Source organism: Gelidibacter gilvus, assembly GCF_004115975.1.
GTDB classification, from domain to species: Bacteria; Bacteroidota; Bacteroidia; order Flavobacteriales; family Flavobacteriaceae; genus Gelidibacter; species Gelidibacter gilvus.
Genome location: NZ_SDDZ01000021.1, coordinates 1 through 23,385, shown reverse-complemented (window position 1 = coordinate 23,385; position 23,385 = coordinate 1). Strand labels below are relative to the sequence as shown.

Below are 23,385 nucleotides of genomic sequence, written 5' to 3'. Positions count from 1 at the left end.
AATATTTATAAATCTCCAAAACTCCTTCTAAAACTCTCTCAGGGTTTGAAACCCTGAGAGAGTTAATTAATTTATTTTAAAAAGATCAGAAGCTATGCCATCACTCAAAAATTTGCCTTTTTTTGTGACCAGCAATTTGCCATCGTCAAGATACAATAATTGTCTAATAATATGTTTTTGGGATTGCTCCAAAAGATAATTTTTATAGAGTTCTCCAAATTCCTTCTCCACTTTTTCTATGGAAACGCCCCAAATGGTGCGTAGTCCAGTCATCACATATTCGTTGTATTTGTCAGTGGTGGAAAGGGTTTCAGTTTCAATGGGAATGACATTTTCGTTTAAAGATTGGATGTATTTTGAATTGTTTCGCACGTTCCAACCCCGATGTTTTCCGTCAAATGAATGTGCCGAAGGTCCAATACCTAAATACGGTTTCCCTTGCCAATAGGCTGAATTATTTCTGCTGAAATATCCGGGCTTTCCAAAATTAGAAAGTTCGTAATGTATAAAGCCAGCTGCTTCCAGCTTTTCAATCATGATGTGAAATTGCTCTTGTGCCAAATCATCATCAACATTTTTAATAATGCCTTTTTTAATAAAGGTAGCCAAAGCGGTTTTAGGCTCAACGGTTAAGGCATAACTTGAAATATGGGGAATATTGAAGGCCAATGCTATTTCTAAATTTTGAATCCAGCGCTCGTTGCTCATTCCGGGAATGCCGTAAATTAAATCGATGGAAATATTATCGAAGTGTTTGGTGGCCTCTTCCAAACATTTTTTTGCTTCATCTGAATTGTGTGCGCGATTCATGAGTTTTAAATCTTCTTCGAAAAAAGATTGAATGCCGATGGAAAGGCGGTTGATTGGAGAAGCTGCGTAGTCATTAAGTTTTTGATGCGTTAGATCGTCAGGATTGGCTTCTATGGTAATTTCTGGATTTTCGGAAACCTTATAATTTTTGTAAACTTCATCAATCAAAAACTGTAATTCTTCAATCGACAATAAACTCGGGGTTCCGCCTCCGAAATAGATGGTTTCAACGTTTTGGTTTTTGAATTCATCTTTTCGCAACACCAATTCTTTTGCCAAAGCATTGACCAATTCGTCTTTCTTCTTTAATGAGGTCGAAAAATGGAAGTCACAGTAGTGACAGGCTTGTTTGCAAAATGGGATGTGGATGTAGATGCCGAAATCCCCATCTACCTTCCCCGAAGGGGAAGAATTCTTAGTCGAATGGATATTATTTTTATTTGCCAAAATGGACTGCGTTTTTTACTGACGATATTTATCCAAGAAGGTGGTTAGCGTGTTTTACTAATCTATTTTAAAAATTCGCCAGATTTGATCAACGAAAGTAAAAAAGCTATTCGACAAATTTGCATAAGGGATGAACAAAATTGAAGAAGATCCTCTGAATACTATGACTGCCAACTGCCGACTGATGACTAAAAAAAGCTATTCCAAAAAGTTGCACAAAGGGCTCATTACTTTAGATGAAGAGCCTCACTGAAAACTGAGACTGAGACTGAGACTGCCAACTGCAGACTGAACAACTATCCTTTCTTCTTTCTCAAATCCACAATTGGATTATTTTTCACACCTCCTTTGGAAACTGGCGCACTATTCTGTTTCACAAAAGCTGCCCAGCCTGTATAGCTTTTACCAATCTCAATTTTACCTGAATTATAAAAATGACATACCGCAGCTGCCAAACCATCCATGGAATCCAGGTTTTTTGGTAAGGTTTTTAGTCCCAACAAACTTTGAAGCATTTTAGCAACTTGTTCTTTGCTGGCATTTCCATTGCCAGTAATCGCCATTTTAATTTTTTTTGGAGCATACTCGGTAATCGGAATCTCTCTGCTTAATCCTGCAGCCATAGCAACACCTTGAGCACGTCCCAATTTCAACATACTTTGCACGTTTTTTCCAAAAAACGGTGCTTCAATAGCTATTTCATCAGGATGATGCGTGTCAATAAGTTCAATGGTACGTTCAAAAATGAGTTTGAGTTTGAGATAATGATCGTCGTATTTTTTGAGATCAAGTTCGTTTAACTGCATAAACGACATGTTTTTTCCAACCACTTTAATAAGTCCAAAACCCATAATCGTGGTACCGGGATCAATTCCTAAAATAATTTTTTCTTTCAACATTTAAAAGCAATAGTTGTTTCCGCTCAGTGATAGGGAAAGACCAACGACGGCATACATTAAATCTCCTTTGAACGAAAAGCCATCTGAGACATCATATTTATTTTTACCCGCAAGAGAATAAACATAAGATCCGTCGACAAAAATTGAGAGTGATTTAGAGACTCTGTAGTGCAATTCCATTCCTCCCATAACATTAGGATAATTATAGGTGTTATTGACATACTTCCCTAAGGGTCTGGTCATGCTTACTCCTGGACCAGCATGGGCAACAAGACCAAATCGGTCCGGTAGAAAAGTAATTAAATCCTGAAAGTCATAAACTGCCTGAAGATTGATACGCGTATAATTCATCTTATAAGGCAACGAACCATCTGCTGAAGTCGCTCGGTTATAACCTAAGTCAAGTTTCGCCCCCCAATTCCTGGATACCATGTGCTGTAATCCGATATTGATGGTCGGAAAATTAATGTATTCAGAATAATAACCAACATTTTCCCCGTTGTCTATGGGATTGTTCACTCCCAAAGCCAACTGTAATTTCCATTTTTCAACATCCCTCTGTGCAACAGATACAGTGGTCGTCAAAATTGTTAGCAATAAAAGCAATCTGAAGTTTTGTAATTTTAGATTTGGGATCATAGCTAAATATCGTTTAATTTGTCATAATGATTTATTGTGCGTACAAAACTAAACAATTCTTGCTTGCACTTATAAAATTAAGTCTTGTTGTTGCTGCTTTTTACTTTATATATTCAAAACTATTTCAAAATGGTAATTTGAGTTTTGCCCAATTCATCCAAAATTTGATGAGTTTTAGCTCAATTTCCGTAAATGCATTACTGATTCTAGCGTTCTTGAGCATATTTAACTGGTTTTTGGAAATCCGAAAATGGCAAGCTTTGGTAAGTTCCATTTTGAAAATTTCATTTATTGAAGCGAAATCGCAAAGTTTGGGAGCACTTACCGCCTCTTTATTGACCCCGAACCGAATTGGCGATTATGGTGCTAAAGCGCTATACTATCCATCGCAGTTTCGAAAAAAAATAATGGTTCTGAATTTACTCGGAAATACTGCACAAATGGGCATTACCACTATTTTTGGAGCTGTTGGATTTATGTACTTCACACTTAGATTTCATCCCGAATTAAACTATAGTGCCACCTTCCTTTGGCTAGCTGGGATTGGCATCATAAGCCTGCTCTTAATTTGGACTTTTAAAACGAAGTGGCTAAATAATCAGAAGAAAACAATTTCCAACCTGTTGAATTTTGTGAGGCGAATTCCCAACAAAATCATTTTCAAAGTAGTTCTGTTTTCTTTGTTGCGGTATCTGATCTTTTCATTTCAGTTTTACTATCTACTGTTCTTATTTGGGGTTGAGATGAGTTATTTTGAAGCCATGATCGCCATCTCAAGCATGTATCTATTAGCGTCGATTATGCCCTCAATCTTTATTTTCGATGTGGTCATTAAAGGTGGTGTGGCGGTTTATTTGTTCGGATTACTTGGAGTTCCTGAGTTTATTATTTTATCCATTGTCACCTTAATGTGGATTTTAAATTTTGTATTCCCCAGCTTCATTGGCAGCTACCATGTGCTTAGGTTTAAACTTCCTAAAACCGTATCATGATTGTCATTAGTTTTGGTATCACTTTAATTTACTTCCTACTCATTGCGCGTTTTCTTTTGGGCTTTGACCGTATCAAAACTTTTGAGTTGAGGCAACTGAAACCTAAAACACGTTTTAGTGTTATTATTCCGTTTAGGAATGAAGAAAAAATGCTGCCTGCACTTTTGGAATCGATAAGAATGTTGAATTATCCAAAGGACTATTTCGAAATTATCTTTGTGGATGATGATTCTGATGACACTTCGGTAGATCTGATCAATTCCTTGTCGGCAAACACCAGTTATCCTCCAACCAATTTCAAAGTGATCAAGAATAAAAGAACCAGTAATTCACCTAAAAAAGATGCCATTACCTTGGCGATTTCACAGGCTAAATATGACTGGATTGTTACTACAGATGCGGATAGTGTGCTTCCAATATATTGGCTGAACAGCCTTGATGAGTTCATCCAAAAGCAACGACCTGACTTTATTGTTGCTCCAATAACCTACGTCAACACCCAAGGTTTTTTACAAAACTTCCAACTCTTGGATGTTCTAAGTTTGCAAGGCGCAACTATTGGAGGCTTCGGCGTAAACAAACCTTTTTTGTGCAATGGTGCTAATTTGGCTTATACAAAAGAGCTTTTTAAAACGCTTAATGGATTTGAAGGCAATTCGGAAATAGCAAGCGGTGACGATGTTTTTTTACTTGAAAAAGCCATACAACACGATAAAATGAAGGTTCAGTATTTAAAATGCGAACACACTGTTGTTTCCACTTTGGCATTAAACTCATGGTCTAATTTGATTGGGCAGCGCGTGCGTTGGGCAGCTAAATCCAGTGCATCTAAAAATCTGTTTGGGAAGTTTGTGGGACTTGTTGTTTTTTCTCAAAATGCACTTTTGGTTTGCTGTGTTTTATTAGTTCCCATCGGCATAATGGCACCTCAATACTTATTATTTATTTTTCTTATAAAGTTCAGTATTGATTTTCTGTTAATCTATAAAGCTGCCAATTTCTTCGATCAGAAAAACCATTTAAAACATTATTTTTTATCGTCGTTATGCTATCCTTTTTTTAGTGTTTACGTAGCGTTCATTGCTGTTTTCAAGGGTTTTACATGGAAAGATCGAAGCTATAGAAAGTAGTGTTCCTATCATTTATTTTTGTAGATTTACATGAATCCAACTCCTGTTTTATGAAAAAATCAATTCTCATTGCAATTTTTTTATTCAGCTACTCCTTGGTCGGTGCCCAAGAAACCTACACTGTTGATGGCAAATCTGTTCAATTAAAAACTGCCGCTGAAGGCACTTTGGGTTTACTTTGGAATATTATTGATGACCATTATCGTTATTTCATAAAAACTCAGGACAATCAACTATCAGAATTGATCAACACTAAAAATGCTGATCATATTTATCAAGAGCAGTATAAATCAACCTTAAAAGAACTCACCAACAACACCATAGATGTATCCAAAGTCAAGTTGAAATTACCAAGCTTAGCGCGTTTTATTGACCAATTTAATAGGGCTGTGAATCCGGATTATGTTTCTATGAACTCCAAGTTCAAACCCGACTTCCACTTGGGTGTTTTTGGAGGGATTACCAACAGTCCGTTTGTGAGGAATCCTCAGAATGAAAAGTCGGCTGTGTTTGGTGCAGAAATCGAAATGTTAGGTGGTGCCAACAATAGACATTCAGGTTATTTACAGTTGCGACATGTGACTGAAGCAGACGCATTCAAATATAAAACGACGGAGCTTTCCTTAGGATATCGTTATCGGTTTGTTCAAACTTCACGATTTAGTTTGTACGGTGATGCAAAGTTCGCCACCCTGAATTTCACCAAGGCCACTATCACTTATACAGACGATAATGACATGACCAAAACTGAATATCTTGATGAAACGGCTTTTGATCTACCGCTCATTATTGGATTGGGTGCGGACCTAAAGCTGAGCAATAGCATCTATGCCAATCTGAGTTACAATCAGATTTTCGCCGTCTTTTTTAAAAATCAAGGTAACTTCTCCTCGGATATCACTCTCGGACTAAAGTTTAAAGTCAATTAATTAATGTTGACGATAACCGGTAAACTAAATTCGGTAGCGACTTGCTGACTGCGTTTAATGGCGGGATAAATTTTTGGAAGTGAATCAAAACTATGCCTTAAAATGCTGTCCAATTGTGGAATTTGAGCTTTAGTTATGGAGTCCATATCAATGTTCCGGATTGAAAATTGTCCAGTTTTATCAATGTGAATTTTTAACAGCACCGTATCCGAAACATCTTCAGTAACTACAATTTTTTGATTTTCTAAATGAGACGTGAGCAATTCATGAAGGTGGTTTTCAAAACAGACTTTTTTTTCTTGATTGGTAGTTGCCGCATCACAATCAGAAAAGGTTGGGTACTCATCCACGTCATTCCAATTGATAGCTTGCATTTCCTCTTCCAAAAGTTGTTCGGTGGACACTTTTTTGGATTGAAAATAATCACAAGAGGTCAGTAGGATAAAAAAAACAAGTAATAATGGCTTCATTTCATAGAGTACTGAAGCTGAAAAGTACAATTTTTTTAGAGAATAAATTCACTCGATGTAGTTCCTTTACCTATTTTATTTCAAGAATCAAAAACCTCAGGGCAAGCCTATCAGGATTGCATAAGAAATTGTCTTTTAGATCGAAACAAATCTCGGGATATTAAACCCCACTGGTGGGAGCAAATGAGGCTCATTCAGATTTCATGAATTTCTCATCCTTTAACTCTCTCAAACGTCCATTGGCATAGGGAATATAAACACTTTTAGGAAACTTATCCTTAAACACTTCATAGACCTTAATTTTAGAATCCCTATCTGCATAGTATTCATCCTTAGTCCGCACCAAAAAGAACTGTGCCATCTCGTCTTGTGGATCCTCTTTAATTGCATTTTGTAGGGCGGCAATGGCTTCCTTATACTTTCCCTGCAAATTTAAAATGGTGGCCAATTTGGTGTATTCGGCGTTTAATGGCTGATCCATGATGATCAAAGCCTCGGAAATCCACTTTTCCGCGGAAGCATAATCGTTAATATTTTCATACAACTGACCCAAAATATAAAGATTGGTCGCACTTTTTGGGTCAAAAGACACTGCCAAATTTGCATGATCAATCGCTTTTTTATATAGGGTTTGCTCTGCATAACAAAAGCTCAGTTTTTCATGTATAAACTGAGAGTTCTCACCCAAAGCCAATAATTGATCAAACCATACGGAAGCTTCTTTATAATCCTCTTTCCAATAATAATTCAGTGCTTTTAAGTTGATAAGTTCAACATTGTTGGCATAGCTTTCCAAACCCGTATTGATGTATCGAAGGGATGCCTCATGTTTTCGTTTCACTAAAAAATACCTGGCAATTTTGGCGATGGCCTTTTGATGGGTGGGATCGAGTTCATAAACCGATTGAAATCTGTCCATGGCGGTAGAATCGCCTTGTTTTTCAAAAACCAAACCCAACTCATAATGGTAATTTGGATTTCTATAATCGAGATACACCAATTCACTAAACAACACCGCAGCATCATTAAGTTTCTTGCTTCTGGAAAGCAGTTTGGCATAATCATACTTAATGAGCGCATCCTCTGGGAAAGCATTGAGTGCATGGTCATAATTTTTTAAAGCCAAATCATAATTGCCTAAAGCCAGATAAGCTTTAGCCATCTTTTCATAGACTAGGTCTTGTGGGGCATAGGTTTTATAGGCCTCAATGGCTTTAGAATAGTTACCATGGACATACAAGCTGTCCGCACGCTTTAAGAGAGCGTCCTGCGCTTGTGTGGACCATGTGAGCAACGCAATTATTAAAAAGGTACAGAATTTAATCATGAGGCTCTTAATTGGTATTGGGCACAATCTTTTTAGTGATTTTGCCATCAGTAATGTTCAAATAGGTAAAATATGGGTCTCGATTCAGTAAAATGATTAAGCCATCATAACGTTTTTGTTCGGCTTCGGTGAATTGTTCGTGATCACCCACCACCAATTTCAAAATGCCATCTTGGGTACTGTTCTCCCAGTGTTCCCTAGCTTTATCGGTTTTTCTGTAATTGACATATTCCTGATACGTCTTTTGATTTTTCAGTTTTTTAACCATTTCAAGATCGCTTGCAGGATCACCTCCATTTTGCATTTTCATGGCCAACATTTTATCTGCCATATAATTCAAATGAACCACAAATCGGTAATAAGCATCACGAGACATAATATATTGATCGGTCTCCACGATAAACTTTTCAAAAATCAATGGCGGTGTTGCGCCTCTACTTTCCATCTCCAACAGTTCCTTTTCAAGGGCGTATTGAAGTTGGTCATCGGACATACTTTCATAATCTATATGCTGAGCAAAAACACCTAAAGGAAAAAGAACAAACAGCACTATTTTAATCATATTGAGATCGAATTATTGTACTTGAAATAATATTGGAATGCTATAAGGAACCACTACTGCTTTACCTTTCTGTTTTCCAGGAATCATTTTGGGTAAGGCTTCAATCACACGAATGGCTTCTTTTTCCAATCCAGGGTGAGCGGCTCTTGCTTTAATATCAGTGATATAACCATCTTCTCCAATTTTGAAAATAACCGTAAGTCGTTGCATTCCAGTCAAACCTAATTCTTTGGCTAAGTTGGTATTGAAGTTTTTATTGACAAATTGCGACACCTTATCAGATGTACATTGTTTACGATCTTTATTCGACTCTAAACTTTCACAAGATGGAAATACAGGTACTTCATCCACAACGGCATATGGAACTTCAATATTTTCTTCTTGGGCATCAATAGATTTATTTTGGTCTGTTTCTAGAGTATCCCCAGGAACAACAAACAAAACTGGTAAACTATAAGAGACGCTAACGTCTTTCTCTTTTTGTTTTCCAAGTAAATTATCAGGCATGGCATTGATTACCCTTTTTATTTCTGTTTCCAAAGCTGCCTGTGGTGCTTTCGCCTGCACATCGGTGATCTTTCCGTTAGCATCAATTTTAAAAATTACATGGATACGTTGTTTTCCAGTCAAATTCTGCTCTTTAGCTATGCTAGTATTGAAGTTTTTAGTAACAAACTGAGACATTTTATAAGAAGAAGACTGTTTATCTGCTTGGTTGGATGAGGCAACTTTACCATCAGTATATAATACGATTTCGTTAAGGGCTACAAAAGGTTCACCACTATTATTTATATTCGTTCCGGGAGCATCATCTTGAACCTGAAACAAAATTGGCAAGCTATAAGGCACCGTCACGGTTTTTCCTCTTTGTTTACCTGGCGTAAAATCTGGCATGGATTTAATAACTCTAATAGCTTCTGCTTCCAAACCCGGATGAGGCGCTCTAGACATGACGTCTCTAACCTTACCGTCCTTACCAATTTTAAAAATAACGTTGATGCGTTGTCTGCCTGTCAATCCTAATGCAGTTGCTAAATCCACATTGAAGTTTTTATTAACAAACTGCGATATCATATTAGAGGTACATCTTTTATCATCATCCTTAGATCCAGATGCTTCACAACCTTCAAATAACGGCGGTTGGTCTATTACGGCATAAGGCACTTCAATGTCATTAGCCTCGGATGATGTTTTCTCTATCTTAATATTGTCGATGATCGTGGAAACATTTTTATCCATATCCAAATTAATAGTCGTTTTACCATCCGTCATTTTTAAATTATTATAAATGCCACCTTTAACAAGTAAGTCTGTTTTTTCAGCTCTGCGTTTTTTATCTGACTCAGTTAAATTCTTCATATCAGCAACCACCAAACGCAATTCTCCATCTCGCGATGAATTTTCCCAATTATTTTTCCCTTGAGCTGATTCTTTGTATGAAAGATACTCTTCATAGGTTGGTTGCTTTGATCCGTAATGCTCCAAGTTGCGCTCCTCATCCTCGTTTAATCCAACAGCTTTCTTTTTCTCAGTTAATTTTGTAAATTCATACTTTAATAAAGCCTGTGCTTTAGCAACCTCCTGTTCGCTTTGTATGTAATTCTCACCTATATCACCATAGTTTTTATAGGCTTTATAAAAGTCATCTGGTGCGTCCTCTAATCCTATAATTTCCTTGTAATATTTTTCCACTAACTCTGGAAATGTCAATTCCTGATTCAAAACTTCTTTTTGAAACACTGGAAAAGGATCTTTAATTTCACTCGCATAAGACGAAGTGTACATCAACATGCCCATAACCATAGGGACCAATAAGGCATATTTAATGAGATGGATCTGTTTTGATTTTGATTTACTTAACATGACGATTCGTTTTTTGATTAATGATTGTTTGAAAAAAGGATTGATGAAGGATATTTGCTGGGTCTCAAAAACCTGAGACAGCAAACTTTGATAATAGGCCGATTTGCCTTTGTACTTTACAGCTTTTGCATCGGCGATGAACTCGTGCAAATTGGAAAGCTTGTTTTGATACATATAAATTAACGGATTGAACCAAAACACGATTCTCAGGATTTCAAAGACCAATAAATCCCAACTGTGTTTTTCTTTGACATGCACCATTTCATGCTGCATGATATGTTCTTTCTTTTCAGCTGAAATATCAGTTCCCAAAAAGATATAATGGAAAAAAGAGAAGGCTGCGCTACTATTCATTAAAAACACAATCAGGGCATCACCTTGCCAACGATGCGGATTTTTATAAAACATTCTCCCGATCTTAATAATTTTGTAAGCTAAAATAAATGCCGCCAATACCATTCCAGCAATCCAAACATAGGTCCAAGAAAAACTTGCTGCTTGTTCTGTAATCTGTTCGGATCCCATTACCAATATAGTATTGTCAAATGTTGGCGAAACGTCTCCAATGATGACTTCTGGCAATCGGATGACCATAGGTTCTGGAACGATGGCTTTAATGCTCTCAAATTTCAGAAATGGCAAAATAAACGACAAGCATGCCGTACCGATCAGATACGCACGATTCCAATTAAAAAAGGTTTCGTTCTTTAAAAACAGATCGTAGATGATCAAAAAGAACACTTGAAACGCAACGGTTTGTAAAATGTAGTGTAACATAGCTAGGCGTCTTTTTTATTGATTTCCTTCAAAATCGATTCCATATCCTTTAAACTCAAATCATTTTTCTTAACGAAAAAAGACACCATACTCTTAAACGAGCCTTGAAAATAATCATTGACCAGCATATTGATACTTTGATTGCTATAGTCCGTTTTTGCCAGCAACGGAAAATATACATGTCCCTTGCCCTTTTTTTCATAATCCACAAAACCTTTGCTTTCCAAGATCCGCACAATGGTAGATACCGTATTATAGGCTGGTTTTGGTTCGGGCAATTCGTCAATGATTTGTTTGACGTTAGCTTTTTGCAATTGCCATAGCACTTGCATGATCTCTTCTTCGGCTTTTGTTAGTTGTTTCATATCTATTTCCTGCGAAGGCAGGAATCCTTTAGTTAAACGTGATTTTCATTATGATTAAGCAGATAGAAATTTTGTAATCTACTAACTTAATGATGCTAATATAACTAAAATATTAGTTCAAACTAATTATTTAGTTATAAAAGATTCTTGGAAGTTAAAAAAGAAATAAAAGGTTTGGAGTTTCGGCGCGCATCCAAAGGAAAAGATTTTTGACTTATAGATCCGTATGGGGGATTAAAATACAATGACCTCGCTATTGGGTTCTGGGTTTGGATCCCGAAAAAAAGCGGGATTAGTTAAACCAACAAATCTCAATGCGCTACGATTTTGGGATTTGCCTGCCTGTCGGCAGACAGGGGTTGAACTAATAAAACCTAATAATTTTCCAGACGGTCAATTATTAGGTTTTTTACTTTTTTTGCTATTAATTCAACAAATTACTTAGAGGGATTAATTAATTATTGTTGACATTTCAAATATAGAAAAGAGATTTGACATTTTGTTACGGTAAAACCGTAGACTTGTTGTGGTAAAACCGTAGAATTTAATTGCAGTAGGGTCTTGAAGAATTCTCGAAAGTGCAATAAAACCAAAAATTTAACATTTATTTTTAAATAAACCCCTTTTTTCTTGCTGTTTCAATAAGCGTTTCATCTTTTCCATCCTCTACGGAGAACAAAAGCTTGAGCTGCTTTTTGCGTTTTTCAATACCACTCATGGATAAATTGATATGTTCTCTTAAAGTCACCGTCCTAATACCTTGGGACAAAAGATGTAGAATCTTCCGATTGATATCATCAACATAAATATCAGTAGTAACCGATTTTTTCAAAAAATTACTAACGGTACTACTATAATAAGGTGGTGAAGATAAGATATGCTGAAAGGCCTCAGCCAATTCACTGGAGGTCATATCACTTTTAATTAAAAATCCGTCAGGATTAATTTGTTTGATAATGCTATGCACCCGATAAGACTCATTGAACATTGTTAAAATAACTATTTTGGCATTGGGCATGATATCGCGTGTCATTTTTGCGAGATCTTCTCCTGAAGTCATTTTACCATCAGAAGAACTGGGCAAACTGATATCAAAAAAGCAAATGTCATAATGCTTTTCATTGGCGGCACGCTGTAACAATTCATAAGCAGTGTCACAGTCATTTGCCGTATCGATTCGTAATATTTGATTTTCTTTCTTGGATGCCATCAAGGTATTCTGGTAACCTTCAATTATGATAGGATGGTCATCTACCATTAATATATGAATGTGCTGCATTGGTTTTTAGGTTGTATAGGGGATTTTTACTTTTATGGTTGTGCCTTGATTAAATTTTGAATGGAATGCCACCGTTCCATTGAGTTCCGTGACTCTTGTATTGATGTTTTTTATGCCGATGCCTTTTTTGCTCTTATTTGGATCAAAGCCAACACCATCATCAACGATGTTGAAGCAAATTACAGATTTTTTTAGTTTAAAGCTAATTTTGACGGTTTTAGCTTTTGCATGCTTGTAGATATTTTGGAGCGATTCCTGTACCATTCTGTAAATATTGATCTTAGTTTTATTAGAAACAAGGTCCCAATTGATATCGTCTGTATAATCAAAATCATATTCCAGCTGATAGGCTTCGGTTTGTTTCTCAATCAATTCTTTCAAAATATCCATAAATCCAGAACCCGATACAAAATCGGTGCTTAAATCGTGAGAAATTTTTCTAATGTCATTTTCAATGGTCTTTAGTTCGGAAATATATTTTGATCTCACCTTTACTGCTTCTTCTCCTTCATTAGCATTATAGCTATCCAAACTCAACCGCGTACCAAAAAGCCGACCTAAAACACCATCATGCAATTCCTGCGAAATACGTTTCTTCTCTTCAGCTCTTGCACCATCAACTTTATCCTGTTGCGATAACATTAAGTTATAAATTTCTTCATTGACCGCTTGCTGGTCTTGTTTAAATTTCAACGCTTTGTTTTTGTTGCGTTGTGTAAAAATAATATATACTAGTATAGCCGCTACCAAAAGCACAATGGAACTAATGGACCACCACATCTTCTCTGCGGCAATCCGCTCATTTTCCAATTCTATTTGATCGGTTTCAAACTCAATGCGCGCAAACTTGTTTCTGATGCTCCGTTCATAAGCCAAAAGACTATCACTTAATTTGATGTGCTCTTTTAAATAAACTTTACCTTCCTCTCCGGGTTTTAGTTCAGACAGCAGGACCATAGATTCTAAAAGGATGTCGTTAGATGAAATGTCATTTGCCAATTGGTAAGATTCTTCGGCATATTTTAACGCTTTGTCTTGCAGGCCACGAGCTTTATAAAAGTGTGAAAGATCAATAGTCACATTGAGCATATTCACAGGATCGTTGAGACTGTCAGAAATAAAATATGCTCTTTCAAACATCTGCTCCAATTGCTCAAAATTGTCACTTCCATTCAGGAACCTTGCGTAGGCCACATTGTCGAGAACTAAGGCATAAAACTCAGGCTCTAAATCAAATAATTCCTTATGGTCTAAAATACCTTCATAAAGCGCCAATGCCTTTTTATAATCGCCCATCTCCTTATATACATGAGCCATATTATTTTCTGAAGATAGCCATAATAAGACGCCGTCTTTCATACTTTTGGCAATCAACAGAGCTTTCTCATGATATTCAAGGGCCCTATCGAAAATCTTGATGATTCTAGCTCCTGTACCGAGCCTGGTATAGAGTAGCCATAAACTATCCATCATATACTCGTCTTTAGGAAGATGCTCAGCCAATTTTATGGCTTTGATCGCACTCTCTTCACTACCTATATAATCTTTTTCTATGCCTTGGATTTCAGAAATGTTTATTAATATCTCTACCTGACGCGACGTAAGCTCCAACTGTTCAGAAATCTTATAGGCTTTAGAGTAATAATAATAAGCACTGTCATTTTGAACCCTATTTTGATGATGGAACCACCCCAAATTATGATTGGCAATGGCCATAGCCAAAGAATCCTTGATTGACTCTGAAAGCTTTAGTGTTTTGAAGTTGATCCTTTTAAATTCGCCGAAATCACCGGTATAAATGCAGAGCAAAGAATAATTATGATTTGCTTTAATGGTGACGGAATCAACTTTCAAAGCATTTGCATACGTGACTGCCTTTTTCGCATAAGCAAATTGTTCCTCTAGAGACAATTTATTGCTTTTACTAAGCACTTGAAATTTTAGGATACTATGGTATTCGGGCGAGGCCAACTTTTTTTGTGAATACGTTTGTTCACCTAAAAAAAGTAAAAGAGCAATTAGAAGATTTAACCTGAACACGGTGGCATGATTTTTTGGAATGATTCCAAATTTATAATAATTTCCTCAATCTATACCGTTTAATTTAAGCCAACACGTAAAGCCCTTATTAATTAAAATAAGGGCTTATATTTTTAAAAGTGAACGAAATTATCCTTGGGTAGGAATTCGAATCCCATTTCTTGAGTGCGCCATCAAATCAAATTGTGTTTTGGACTGCTCGTACTTAGTTGCTTCAGATTTAGTTTGCGAAGGGGCTTGGTCAGTTTGGCTAGATACCATTAAAAATAAGGCAAGTAATAAAGTAATTTTTAAAGTTTTCATTTAATTACAATTTAGGGGGTTATTTACTATTCTAGTTAATTAATAATTGGGCATATAAAATGCCATTCGAGGGAAGAATGGATTATTAATTTCTGAGCAAAAAAAAGCTCTAGCATTGCAATTTAATGTCGAGGGAAAATAGGACTTGCAATAACTCCTTGTAAAAAATGGATTAAGATGTTCTTAGAAGAAGTTGGTTTAGGGGCTTATCTAAGAGTGACAAATATATTACAAAAAAGTTATGAACAAAATTATTAAGGGATAAAAGATCATTAAATCAGATGAACTGCATAAAATGATCTGATTTTTCGTTAAAAACAGGAGAAAATTAACGTAAACAACTGTAGTTGATGTGATTATTGAAATTCGCGAAAATAACAAACCACCCCAAAACAAAAAAGCATCCCGATCCTGTTAAAAACAGAAAAGGAAAGCTTCTCATCGGAATACCAAATTACTTTGGTATCACTACGTTCCGAATTGCTTCGGAAACAACACAACATCTTCTTGTTCCCATGACGATGGGAATCTTGCCAAAAAAAGCTCCAAATTTCTTTAGAGCTTCTTAGCATTATTGCGGTCTGGACGGGACTCGAACTTGAATCAATTATCCCAACCATATCAACACTCTTGATAAATCTCTTTGTCTATGTTGACGATTTTTGACCTTAAACACATGGGTTATGGTCCAATTTTATTCGTCTGCTGCAAAAATACTAAATAGTATCAATTAACAATGCTTAATATCAATAAAGTAGTTAAATATTTTCATGAAATTTATTAGTATTCCAATTTTGGATTATCATTATATCATCGGCGTTCATATCCAGACTGCTGTACTTCAAAACCAATTTTAATAATTTCAATCACTACTTGCGTTTTTTCCTTGCAGGCCATGAAAATTTAATGGTTTGAGATATGTGACAACTCTCAAAATAATGTAAATCAATAAGTTATTAAAGTTAGGCACGCTTTTTATAAACTCTTTCTTAAATTAATTATAAGGTGTCATCTTCCTAAAATTCCTTATATTATTCAATAATGACTCTATTTATAATCTCCTAAAAATGGAAATAGATATATGGATTTAGAACTATTATACGAAATTTAGAACAAGAATTACTGGAAATTGATGAAAATTCAACAACGATTATTCAACGTTCCAAACTATCCATCAAAGTGCTGGCCTTAATCGGAGCAGAATCTATGGTCTGCATATGGCCGCTGACCATCCCCTTTTCAAAAAAGACCTCCTCAATTATATACTCGGAAAAAAACTGGTACGTCCAGCCTATAATGGAATGCCAGGGTCGTTCATCTTCGATGACGTAACCTATAAAGAACAGAATGTCCAGACACATAATGCCGGATGAGCTTTCTGTCGGCGATGATGTTTTCCAAATAATAGACCAGGCACAGTTTAAAGAACACTACGGGATCATACTTTTCTGACCGCATCTTCCATAGAACGGCTCAGTCAGTCTGTAGAGGTGATCTAGATCAAGGACACTTTTGAGCTGTCGATAAAAGTTGTGCTGAGGAACTCGTTCACTCATTAAAAATGGGGTGAACAACTTTTCTTGACATGGCTCTTTGCCTCGCAAACCTAAAAATAAGGAAATCAACAATTTAACCTTATCAAAATTCTGTATATTCATTAATAAAATGGCTGATGTGCAACAGGCACAATAGCTATATACAATGCAGGCGTAAGTCCGCGAGACGGGGATTAAGGCGCCACATCGGGCACCTTAAAATCTTTTGAAATTTGCTTTTACGCGGGACAAGATAAAACCAAACAAAAAGATTATTACTGTTGCGTGCCGGAAAGACTTGTGGGTGCCGGCCCAGCACTGCGCATAGCCGAGCCGCTATGTTTAATTAAAAAATGAAAGACGGAGCTATTTTTCATATCGAAACCTGATAATATCAAACGGGAAATAGATTGGGTTGGACTGAATGAACTCAAAAAGGAGATTCTCTAGATTTTCGATGAAAATATTGGTCAAATAAATACTGGATTTGCGTCTTCTTATTCATTCAATTTTAAATATTGGGAATACTTCACCTTCGATGTTGACAAGGGGTTTTATGAAGAAGATTGAGTCTTATACAAAACTGATGTTCTTGTAATTCTACTTAGCTTATATGCTGAAAACAATCGAATATCAAGTGTGGCAGCGGGGATTTATACATTTCAAAAACAAAAAAACGGCGCATGAGAAAGCAACAAATATGGTCCTACCCATAAATACAAAATAAATGGAGTATTGTCCTTTTTATGATAAGGAAAATCAGGTCCTATATTTTACAAGCAGACAGGAACCGAGTACACCTAAAAAGTTTGAGAATATTTTAGATATTAAAAATTATGTTCAAAACAATCCAAACGGCTTGAGTAAAATTTATTCGACCCCTTTAAAAATTGTATGATTTAGGTACCTATTAACATCATACTAAGTGCCCCTTAAAATAGCCCAAAGCTATGGCATTTATAAAGCAGCCCAATATCCGTCAAGTATGCTATTCACTTAAATCGAGATTAGTGGCACCTGAAGTCTTAAAGATAACACATCAATACTATTAAAGTCTTCTGTTTTATCAATCCTACCCAAAGAAATGAATCTGTTACAGCCAACGCGCTCCAAATATAAAAACCTTTACCATACACCAATAAAAAGCCCTTCAATAATGAAGGGCTTTGGTTATTAAATGAATCTCCAATCTCTAAAACTTGATCACTCTTGTATAAGCATTACTTCCTGCCTGAGAGACTTTTACAATATAAACACCACTCTCAAGTTCATTACCAAATTGATAGACCGCTTCTGGTCGGAATGTACTTGAATGCACCAGTTTATTGTTCGAATCAAACACTAAAATAGACACAACATCCACTTGGTTTTCAGTTATCAATCTTAAGTTGAACACTGTATCTGATGGATTTGGCCACGCCTTAACGGAGATGAGTTCTATGCTCCTATTTCCAACTTCAGGAGCTACTGGAGCTTGAGCGGTTGGTGTTATTACAGGGCAAGGACTGCCTGAGGTATCTTTGTTCCAAAGGACGTCTTCATGGGCATGTACTTTTTTGGCTATAAACAAGCCTTTCATGCTCACAGGATCTGAACTACTACCATCTACCTTAATCTCATCATTGTAAGCATAAATACTGGCTACAACAACCGAACCTTTATCAATTTCGACATCATCATCTACATGGAAGACAACTTTATGCCCATCTGTCTCTGGGTTGATCACACCATAATCATCTAATTTAAACTCCTTCTTGATGAAGACGTTGGTGCATCCTGAGAATTTAATTGTAGCATATTTGCGTGTTTTCAACTCATTGATAAACACATTCGACTGAGCAAAGATAACTGTGGCTCCTTCTTTTAAATCCACTTTATCATAAACACTACCCGTTAAGGTTACTGTTTGTCCACTGTTGATCGTGGCATTTGGACTACTGCTATTGGAATACACGTTTTTAACAAACAACGGAATGATTGGATCCGCAGGCGAAAGAATGCGAGTACCTATAGAACTTCCTCCATTTACTTGAATTTGTGATGCTTTAGCGAATTCCGTTATATGGGAATCTTTATGCAATTTGATTTTCTTTTTATGTCTTGTAACACCCACACCGCCTGTTTGAACAATATTGTCACCATGCAAATGCACTTCATCAAAAGCAATGATGGTATAGTCAGTGATTGGTTCTGATCCACCATTATTTATCGGTGCTTCAATCGGACATGGATCACAGTACTGATCTGCATTCCAAACCACATTTTTATCAGCCTCAACCTTCTTACCAATAAACAACCCAGTCATATAAGTGGTACTACTATTATGCCCCTCAACTTCTATATCATGATTATTGGTGTGTACGCGACCTGTAAAATCAGAACCTTTCTTAACTTCAAAGTCATCATTAATATACACAGTAACCATATATCCGTTTGAATTAAACACCCCATTATCATCGAGCTTAAATTCTTTATTGAGGAAGACATTGGTACACCCATTAAATTCTATTGTCGCACTCTTTTTGGTCTTCAATTCATTGATATAAACGTTTGACGCAGTAAAAAGAACAGTCGCATTTTCTTCTAATTCAACCTTATTGTAAACGCCACCTGATAATGTCAGTGTTTGATTATTGTTCACGCGGACATCAGGGCTGCTACTGCTTGAATAACCATTGTAAACAAACGCAGGAATGGTTGGATTTGCAGGTTGATATACTGCAGTGCCTACTGAAGACCCTTGTTTGATTTCAATCTTATTTGCTTGACCCAAACCAACAATATGACTTGCTTTTTCAATTTTGATCTCTCCGCTAGCCTTCGTTACCCCAACACCACCAGTTTGCACGATAACATTGTTCTTTAACTCCACTTTTTCAGAAGCTATTATGGTGTATGAAGACACTAAAACACCTGCATTAAAGCCTGTTATGGTGATTTCAGCTTCGGTTGAACAGTTGGTCAATGAGGTTACGGTAACACCATAGGTGCCATTTCCTGGTATTTCTATGGATTGGGTGGTTTCACCTGTTGTCCATAAATACCCAAAATCCTCATCACTTTCAGCTGTTAACACGAGTACGGCCCCTTGGCAAAATTCAGGAAGTGGACCTTGTGAAATCGTGACCACCGGAACAATACCTGTTACCGTTACCGTTGCACTACAAGTAGAGACATTACCATTATTATCAGTTACGGTTAAGGTTACTGTATTGGCACCAATATCAGCACATCCAAATACGGAAGGCGATACGTCTAAGGACGCTATTCCACAAGCATCACTCGAACCATTATCAACATCGGCACCGGTTATGGTAGCCTCGCCGTTAATCCCCAATTCCACAGTGATATTCTTACAAATCGCTATTGGCGCTACATTATCTTCAACAGTTACTGTAGCAATTCCCGTAGAAACATTGCCACTGGTATCCGTTACAGTTAATGTTACTGTATTAACACCAACATTGGAACAATCAAACGAATTAGGTGTGACGGTTTGTGTTGCAATACCACAATTATCAATAGAACCATTATCTATGTCTGCCGGTGTAATACTTGCACTGCCATTAGCATCTAACTGAATGGTCAGATCTTGAGTCATCACAGTTGGATCAATGTTGTCTTCAACCGTTATGGTAGCCTCACAACTTGAGCTGTTACCATTATTGTCAGTAACCGTCAAGATGACGGTGTTATCGCCAAGATTTGCACAAGTGAAATCGGTTTGATCCAAAACTAAACTTGCAATACCACAGGCATCATTGGAACCATTATCAACTTCAGAAGCGGTGACACTTGCCACCCCATTGGCATCAAGTTGAATGGTTACACTTTGACACATGGCTACTGGCGCAATATTGTCAATCACCGTTACATTACCTTCACATGTGGAAACATTGCCACTGGTATCTGTTACCGTTAAGATGACATTCTTTGCCAAATCAGCGATTTCAATCTCATGTGATCCTAAATTAGAGGTGTTATTTTGGGCATATTGCGTCCATTCTGAACTAATACCTGAAATATCATTGATATTGCCATATAACACGTCCTTATTTCTGACCAAGGTAGTACCCGCAGTCGAATTAGAACCTACAGTCCATCCTGTTCCTGGATTCACACCAATTTGACCAATAACATCAATAGCGTTGCCCGCTTTAGTAAGCGCTATCGCATCATTACCATCAAAACCGAAATTACCAGTTTGATCGGCTTGCATGGCTCCTGGACCAAATGGATTACAAACAACATAAACTTCCCTATCTGCAACCGTACCCAATAATGGCACTTGAGTATAGGATGTGCTGCCATTGTAATAGAATCTAAGCGTATAGCCTTCAGCGTAAAGATTAATTGGATTGCCTGTGCCATTGTAGATCTCTATACAATCATTATTTCCAGTGCCATCACTATATTCTGAGATGATCAGTTCATCTAAATCCCCACCAATATCAGAACAGTCAAAACTGGTCTGTGATAACGTGATACTGGCAATACCACAATTGTCGGTAGAATTATTATTAATATCTGCTACAGTGATAGTTCCATTGCCAGAGGCATCCAACAGTACTTGTATGTTGATACAGTCAACAATTGGTGCTTCATTATCTTCAACGGTTATCGTAGTTGTGCAGGATGCTGTTTGTCCATGGCCATCGTCAACTATCCATGTGACCTCAGTCGCGCCTTGCATAAAGACTTCACCCGCTAAGGTTGCTGTCCCGTTGATACTATTGGTAATAACCCCAGAGCTGCAATTGTCTGTAAATATAGCATCAAACTCAGCACCTTGAATCGTATAGGTACATTGGCCTGGATCTGTATCTCTTGTGCCATCTGGCACACAAACAATGTCAGGAGCGGTGTTATCCGAAATAGAAACCACTGCGGTTGCCGAACTGATATTCCCATTCACATCCGTTACCGTTAAGGTAACTGTGTTCATTCCTAAATTAGAACAATCAAAGGTGTTTGGTGATACCGTCATGTTTGCGATACCGCAGGCATCATTGGAACCATTATCCACATCCGCAGGAACGATACTTGCATTGCCATTGGCATCAAGATCAATACTTGTGTTTTGGGTAATGACTATGGCCGGAGTAATATCATTTACGGTGACATTAGCCGTTGCTGAACTGACATTACCATTCACATCGGTTACCGTTAAAGTAACCGTGTTTGCGCCAACATTTGAACAATCAAACGTGTTTGGTGTTACCGTCATACTTGCAATACCGCATGCATCACTGGAACCATTATCCACATCTGCAGGAACAATACTTGCGCCACCATTGGCATCAAGATCTAAACTAATGTTTTGAGTGATGACTTGCGCCGCGATCACATCATTTACGGTTACCGTTGCCATTGCTGAATTACTATTGCCATTCAAGTCAACCACCGTTAAAGTAACCGTGTTTGCACCTATGTTTGAACAATCAAACGTATTTGGTGTTACTGTCATGCTTGCGATACCGCAGGCATCATTGGAACCATTATCCACATCTGCAGGAACGATACTTGCATTGCCATTGGCATCAAGATCAATACTTGTGTTTTGGGTGATGACTTGCGCCGCGGTCACATCATTTACTGTTACCGTTGCAGTTGCTGAACTACTATTGCCATTGTTATCCACCACCGTTAGAGTAACCGTGTTAGCACCGATATTGGAACAATCAAACGTGTTTGGAACAACCGTCATGCTTGCAATACCACAGGCATCGTTGGAACCATTGTCCACTTGTGCAGCAATAATACTGGCGTCGCCATTGGCATCAAGATCAATACTAATATCCTGAGTGATGACTTGTGCCGCAGTCACATCATTTACAGTAACCGTTGCAGTTGCTGAACTGCTATTACCATTGACATCCACCACCGTTAAGGTAACCGTGTTGGCACCGATATTGGAACAATCAAACGTGTTAGGAACAACCGTCATGCTTGCAATACCACAGGCATCGTTGGAACCGTCGTCCACTTGTGCAGCAATAATACTGGCGTCGCCACTGGCATCTAGATCAATACTAATATCCTGAGTGACGACTTGCGCCACAGTCACATCATTTACCGTAACCGTTGCAGTTGCGGAACTGCTATTGCCATTGTTATCCACCACCGTTAAGGTAACCGTGTTGGCACCGATATTGGAACAATCAAATGTGTTTGGAACCACTGTCATGCTTGCAATACCACAGGCATCGTTGGAACCATTGTCCACTTGTGCAGCAATAATACTGGCGTCGCCATTGGCATCGAGATCAATACTTATATCTTGGGTGATGACCTGTGCAAGGGTCACATCATTTACCGTAACCGTTGCAGTTGCTGAACTGCTATTGCCATTGACATCCACCACCGTTAAGGTAACCGTGTTGGCACCGATATTGGAACAATCAAACGTGTTAGGAACTACCGTCATGCTTGCAATACCGCAGGCATCGTTGGAACCGTTGTCCACTTGTGCAGCAATGATACTGGCGTCGCCATTGGCATCCAAATCAATACTAATATCCTGAGTGATGACTTGTGCCGCAGTCACATCATTTACAGTAACCGTTGCAGTTGCTGAACTACTATTGCCATTGTTATCCACCACCGTTAAAGTAACCGTGTTGGTACCGATATTGGAACAATCAAATGTGCTTGGAACCACTGTCATGCTTGCAATACCACAGGCATCATTGGAACCGTTGTCCACTTGTGCAGCAATAATACTGGCGTCGCCATTGGCATCCAAATCAATACTAATATCCTGAGTGATAACTTGCGCCACAGTAACATCATTTACCGTAACCGTTGCAGTTGCTGAACTGCTATTGCCATTGTTATCCACCACCGTTAAAGTAACCGTATTGGCACCGATATTGGAACAACTAAATGTGTTTGGAACCACTGTCATGCTTGCAATACCACAGGCATCGTTGGAACCGTTGTCCACTTGTGCAGCAATAATACTGGCGTCGCCATTGGCATCCAAATCAATACTAATATCCTGAGTGATAACTTGCGC

At 37.6% G+C, this 23,385-nt stretch carries 16 protein-coding genes; 3 read left to right on the top strand and 13 right to left on the bottom strand.

From position 1 onward, the window contains the following. Positions 1-66 precede the first annotated feature (66 nt). From hemW to ESZ48_RS18740, 3 genes are all read right to left on the bottom strand, one after another. Positions 67-1,239, bottom strand: coding sequence for a radical SAM family heme chaperone HemW (gene hemW, locus ESZ48_RS18750; protein ID WP_223266514.1), 1,173 nt, complete (start codon positions 1,237-1,239; stop codon positions 67-69). Positions 1,240-1,553: 314 nt separating this feature from the next. Beyond that, positions 1,554-2,156: a crossover junction endodeoxyribonuclease RuvC gene (gene ruvC / locus ESZ48_RS18745; protein ID WP_223266512.1), complete on the bottom strand. Its 603-nt coding sequence runs from the start codon at positions 2,154-2,156 to the stop codon at positions 1,554-1,556. Further along, entirely contained in the window at positions 2,157-2,795 is a 639-nt protein-coding gene (locus ESZ48_RS18740; RefSeq protein WP_129019041.1) for an outer membrane beta-barrel protein, read from the bottom strand. Positions 2,796-2,962: 167 nt separating this feature from the next. Between ESZ48_RS18740 and ESZ48_RS18735 the strand changes: the two genes are divergently transcribed. The 3 genes from ESZ48_RS18735 to ESZ48_RS18725 are packed head-to-tail and all read left to right on the top strand — an operon-like array spanning position 2,963 to position 5,846. After that, positions 2,963-3,787 (top strand): hypothetical protein, encoded by an 825-nt coding sequence (locus tag ESZ48_RS18735; RefSeq protein ID WP_394345734.1) that lies wholly within the window; start codon positions 2,963-2,965, stop codon positions 3,785-3,787. Further along, entirely contained in the window at positions 3,784-4,917 is a 1,134-nt protein-coding gene (locus tag ESZ48_RS18730) for a glycosyltransferase (protein ID WP_129019039.1), read from the top strand. Before ESZ48_RS18735 ends, ESZ48_RS18730 begins: the two co-directional genes overlap by 4 nt. A gap of 50 nt (positions 4,918-4,967) precedes the next feature. Continuing rightward, the gene (locus tag ESZ48_RS18725) at positions 4,968-5,846 is read left to right on the top strand and encodes an outer membrane beta-barrel protein (RefSeq protein ID WP_129019038.1); all 879 of its coding nucleotides are present in this window, start codon (positions 4,968-4,970) and stop codon (positions 5,844-5,846) included. Here ESZ48_RS18725 and ESZ48_RS18720 read toward each other — a convergent pair. The 10 genes from ESZ48_RS18720 to ESZ48_RS18680 form a co-directional block, all read right to left on the bottom strand. Further along, positions 5,843-6,316 (bottom strand): hypothetical protein, encoded by a 474-nt coding sequence (locus tag ESZ48_RS18720; protein ID WP_129019037.1) that lies wholly within the window; start codon positions 6,314-6,316, stop codon positions 5,843-5,845. The two genes, ESZ48_RS18725 and ESZ48_RS18720, sit on opposite strands and share 4 nt — an antisense overlap. Positions 6,317-6,506: 190 nt before the next feature. After that, positions 6,507-7,643, bottom strand: a complete 1,137-nt coding sequence (locus ESZ48_RS18715) for a tetratricopeptide repeat protein (protein WP_129019036.1) — start codon at positions 7,641-7,643, stop codon at positions 6,507-6,509. A 7-nt stretch (positions 7,644-7,650) separates the two neighbouring features. Next, positions 7,651-8,205, bottom strand: a complete 555-nt coding sequence (locus ESZ48_RS18710; protein WP_129019035.1) for a hypothetical protein — start codon at positions 8,203-8,205, stop codon at positions 7,651-7,653. A gap of 12 nt (positions 8,206-8,217) precedes the next feature. Beyond that, positions 8,218-10,845, bottom strand: a complete 2,628-nt coding sequence (locus ESZ48_RS19625; RefSeq protein WP_129019034.1) for a M56 family metallopeptidase — start codon at positions 10,843-10,845, stop codon at positions 8,218-8,220. A 2-nt stretch (positions 10,846-10,847) separates the two neighbouring features. Next, entirely contained in the window at positions 10,848-11,210 is a 363-nt protein-coding gene (locus ESZ48_RS18700) for a BlaI/MecI/CopY family transcriptional regulator (protein WP_129019033.1), read from the bottom strand. Positions 11,211-11,820: 610 nt separating this feature from the next. Continuing rightward, complete coding sequence (locus ESZ48_RS18695) at positions 11,821-12,489, bottom strand: response regulator (RefSeq protein WP_129019032.1); 669 nt, start codon at positions 12,487-12,489, stop codon at positions 11,821-11,823. A 6-nt stretch (positions 12,490-12,495) separates the two neighbouring features. Continuing rightward, positions 12,496-14,400, bottom strand: coding sequence for a tetratricopeptide repeat-containing sensor histidine kinase (locus tag ESZ48_RS18690; RefSeq protein WP_129019031.1), 1,905 nt, complete (start codon positions 14,398-14,400; stop codon positions 12,496-12,498). Positions 14,401-14,658: 258 nt separating this feature from the next. Further along, positions 14,659-14,832 carry a hypothetical protein gene (locus tag ESZ48_RS19415; RefSeq protein WP_190246310.1) on the bottom strand — a complete coding sequence of 58 codons (174 nt, stop codon included), beginning with the start codon at positions 14,830-14,832 and terminating at the stop codon, positions 14,659-14,661. A 1,154-nt stretch (positions 14,833-15,986) separates the two neighbouring features. Then, entirely contained in the window at positions 15,987-16,193 is a 207-nt protein-coding gene (locus ESZ48_RS18685) for a hypothetical protein (RefSeq protein ID WP_129019030.1), read from the bottom strand. A gap of 1,366 nt (positions 16,194-17,559) precedes the next feature. Then, the coding region (locus ESZ48_RS18680; protein WP_129019029.1) for a T9SS type A sorting domain-containing protein at positions 17,560-23,385 on the bottom strand (5,826 nt) is incomplete at its 5' end.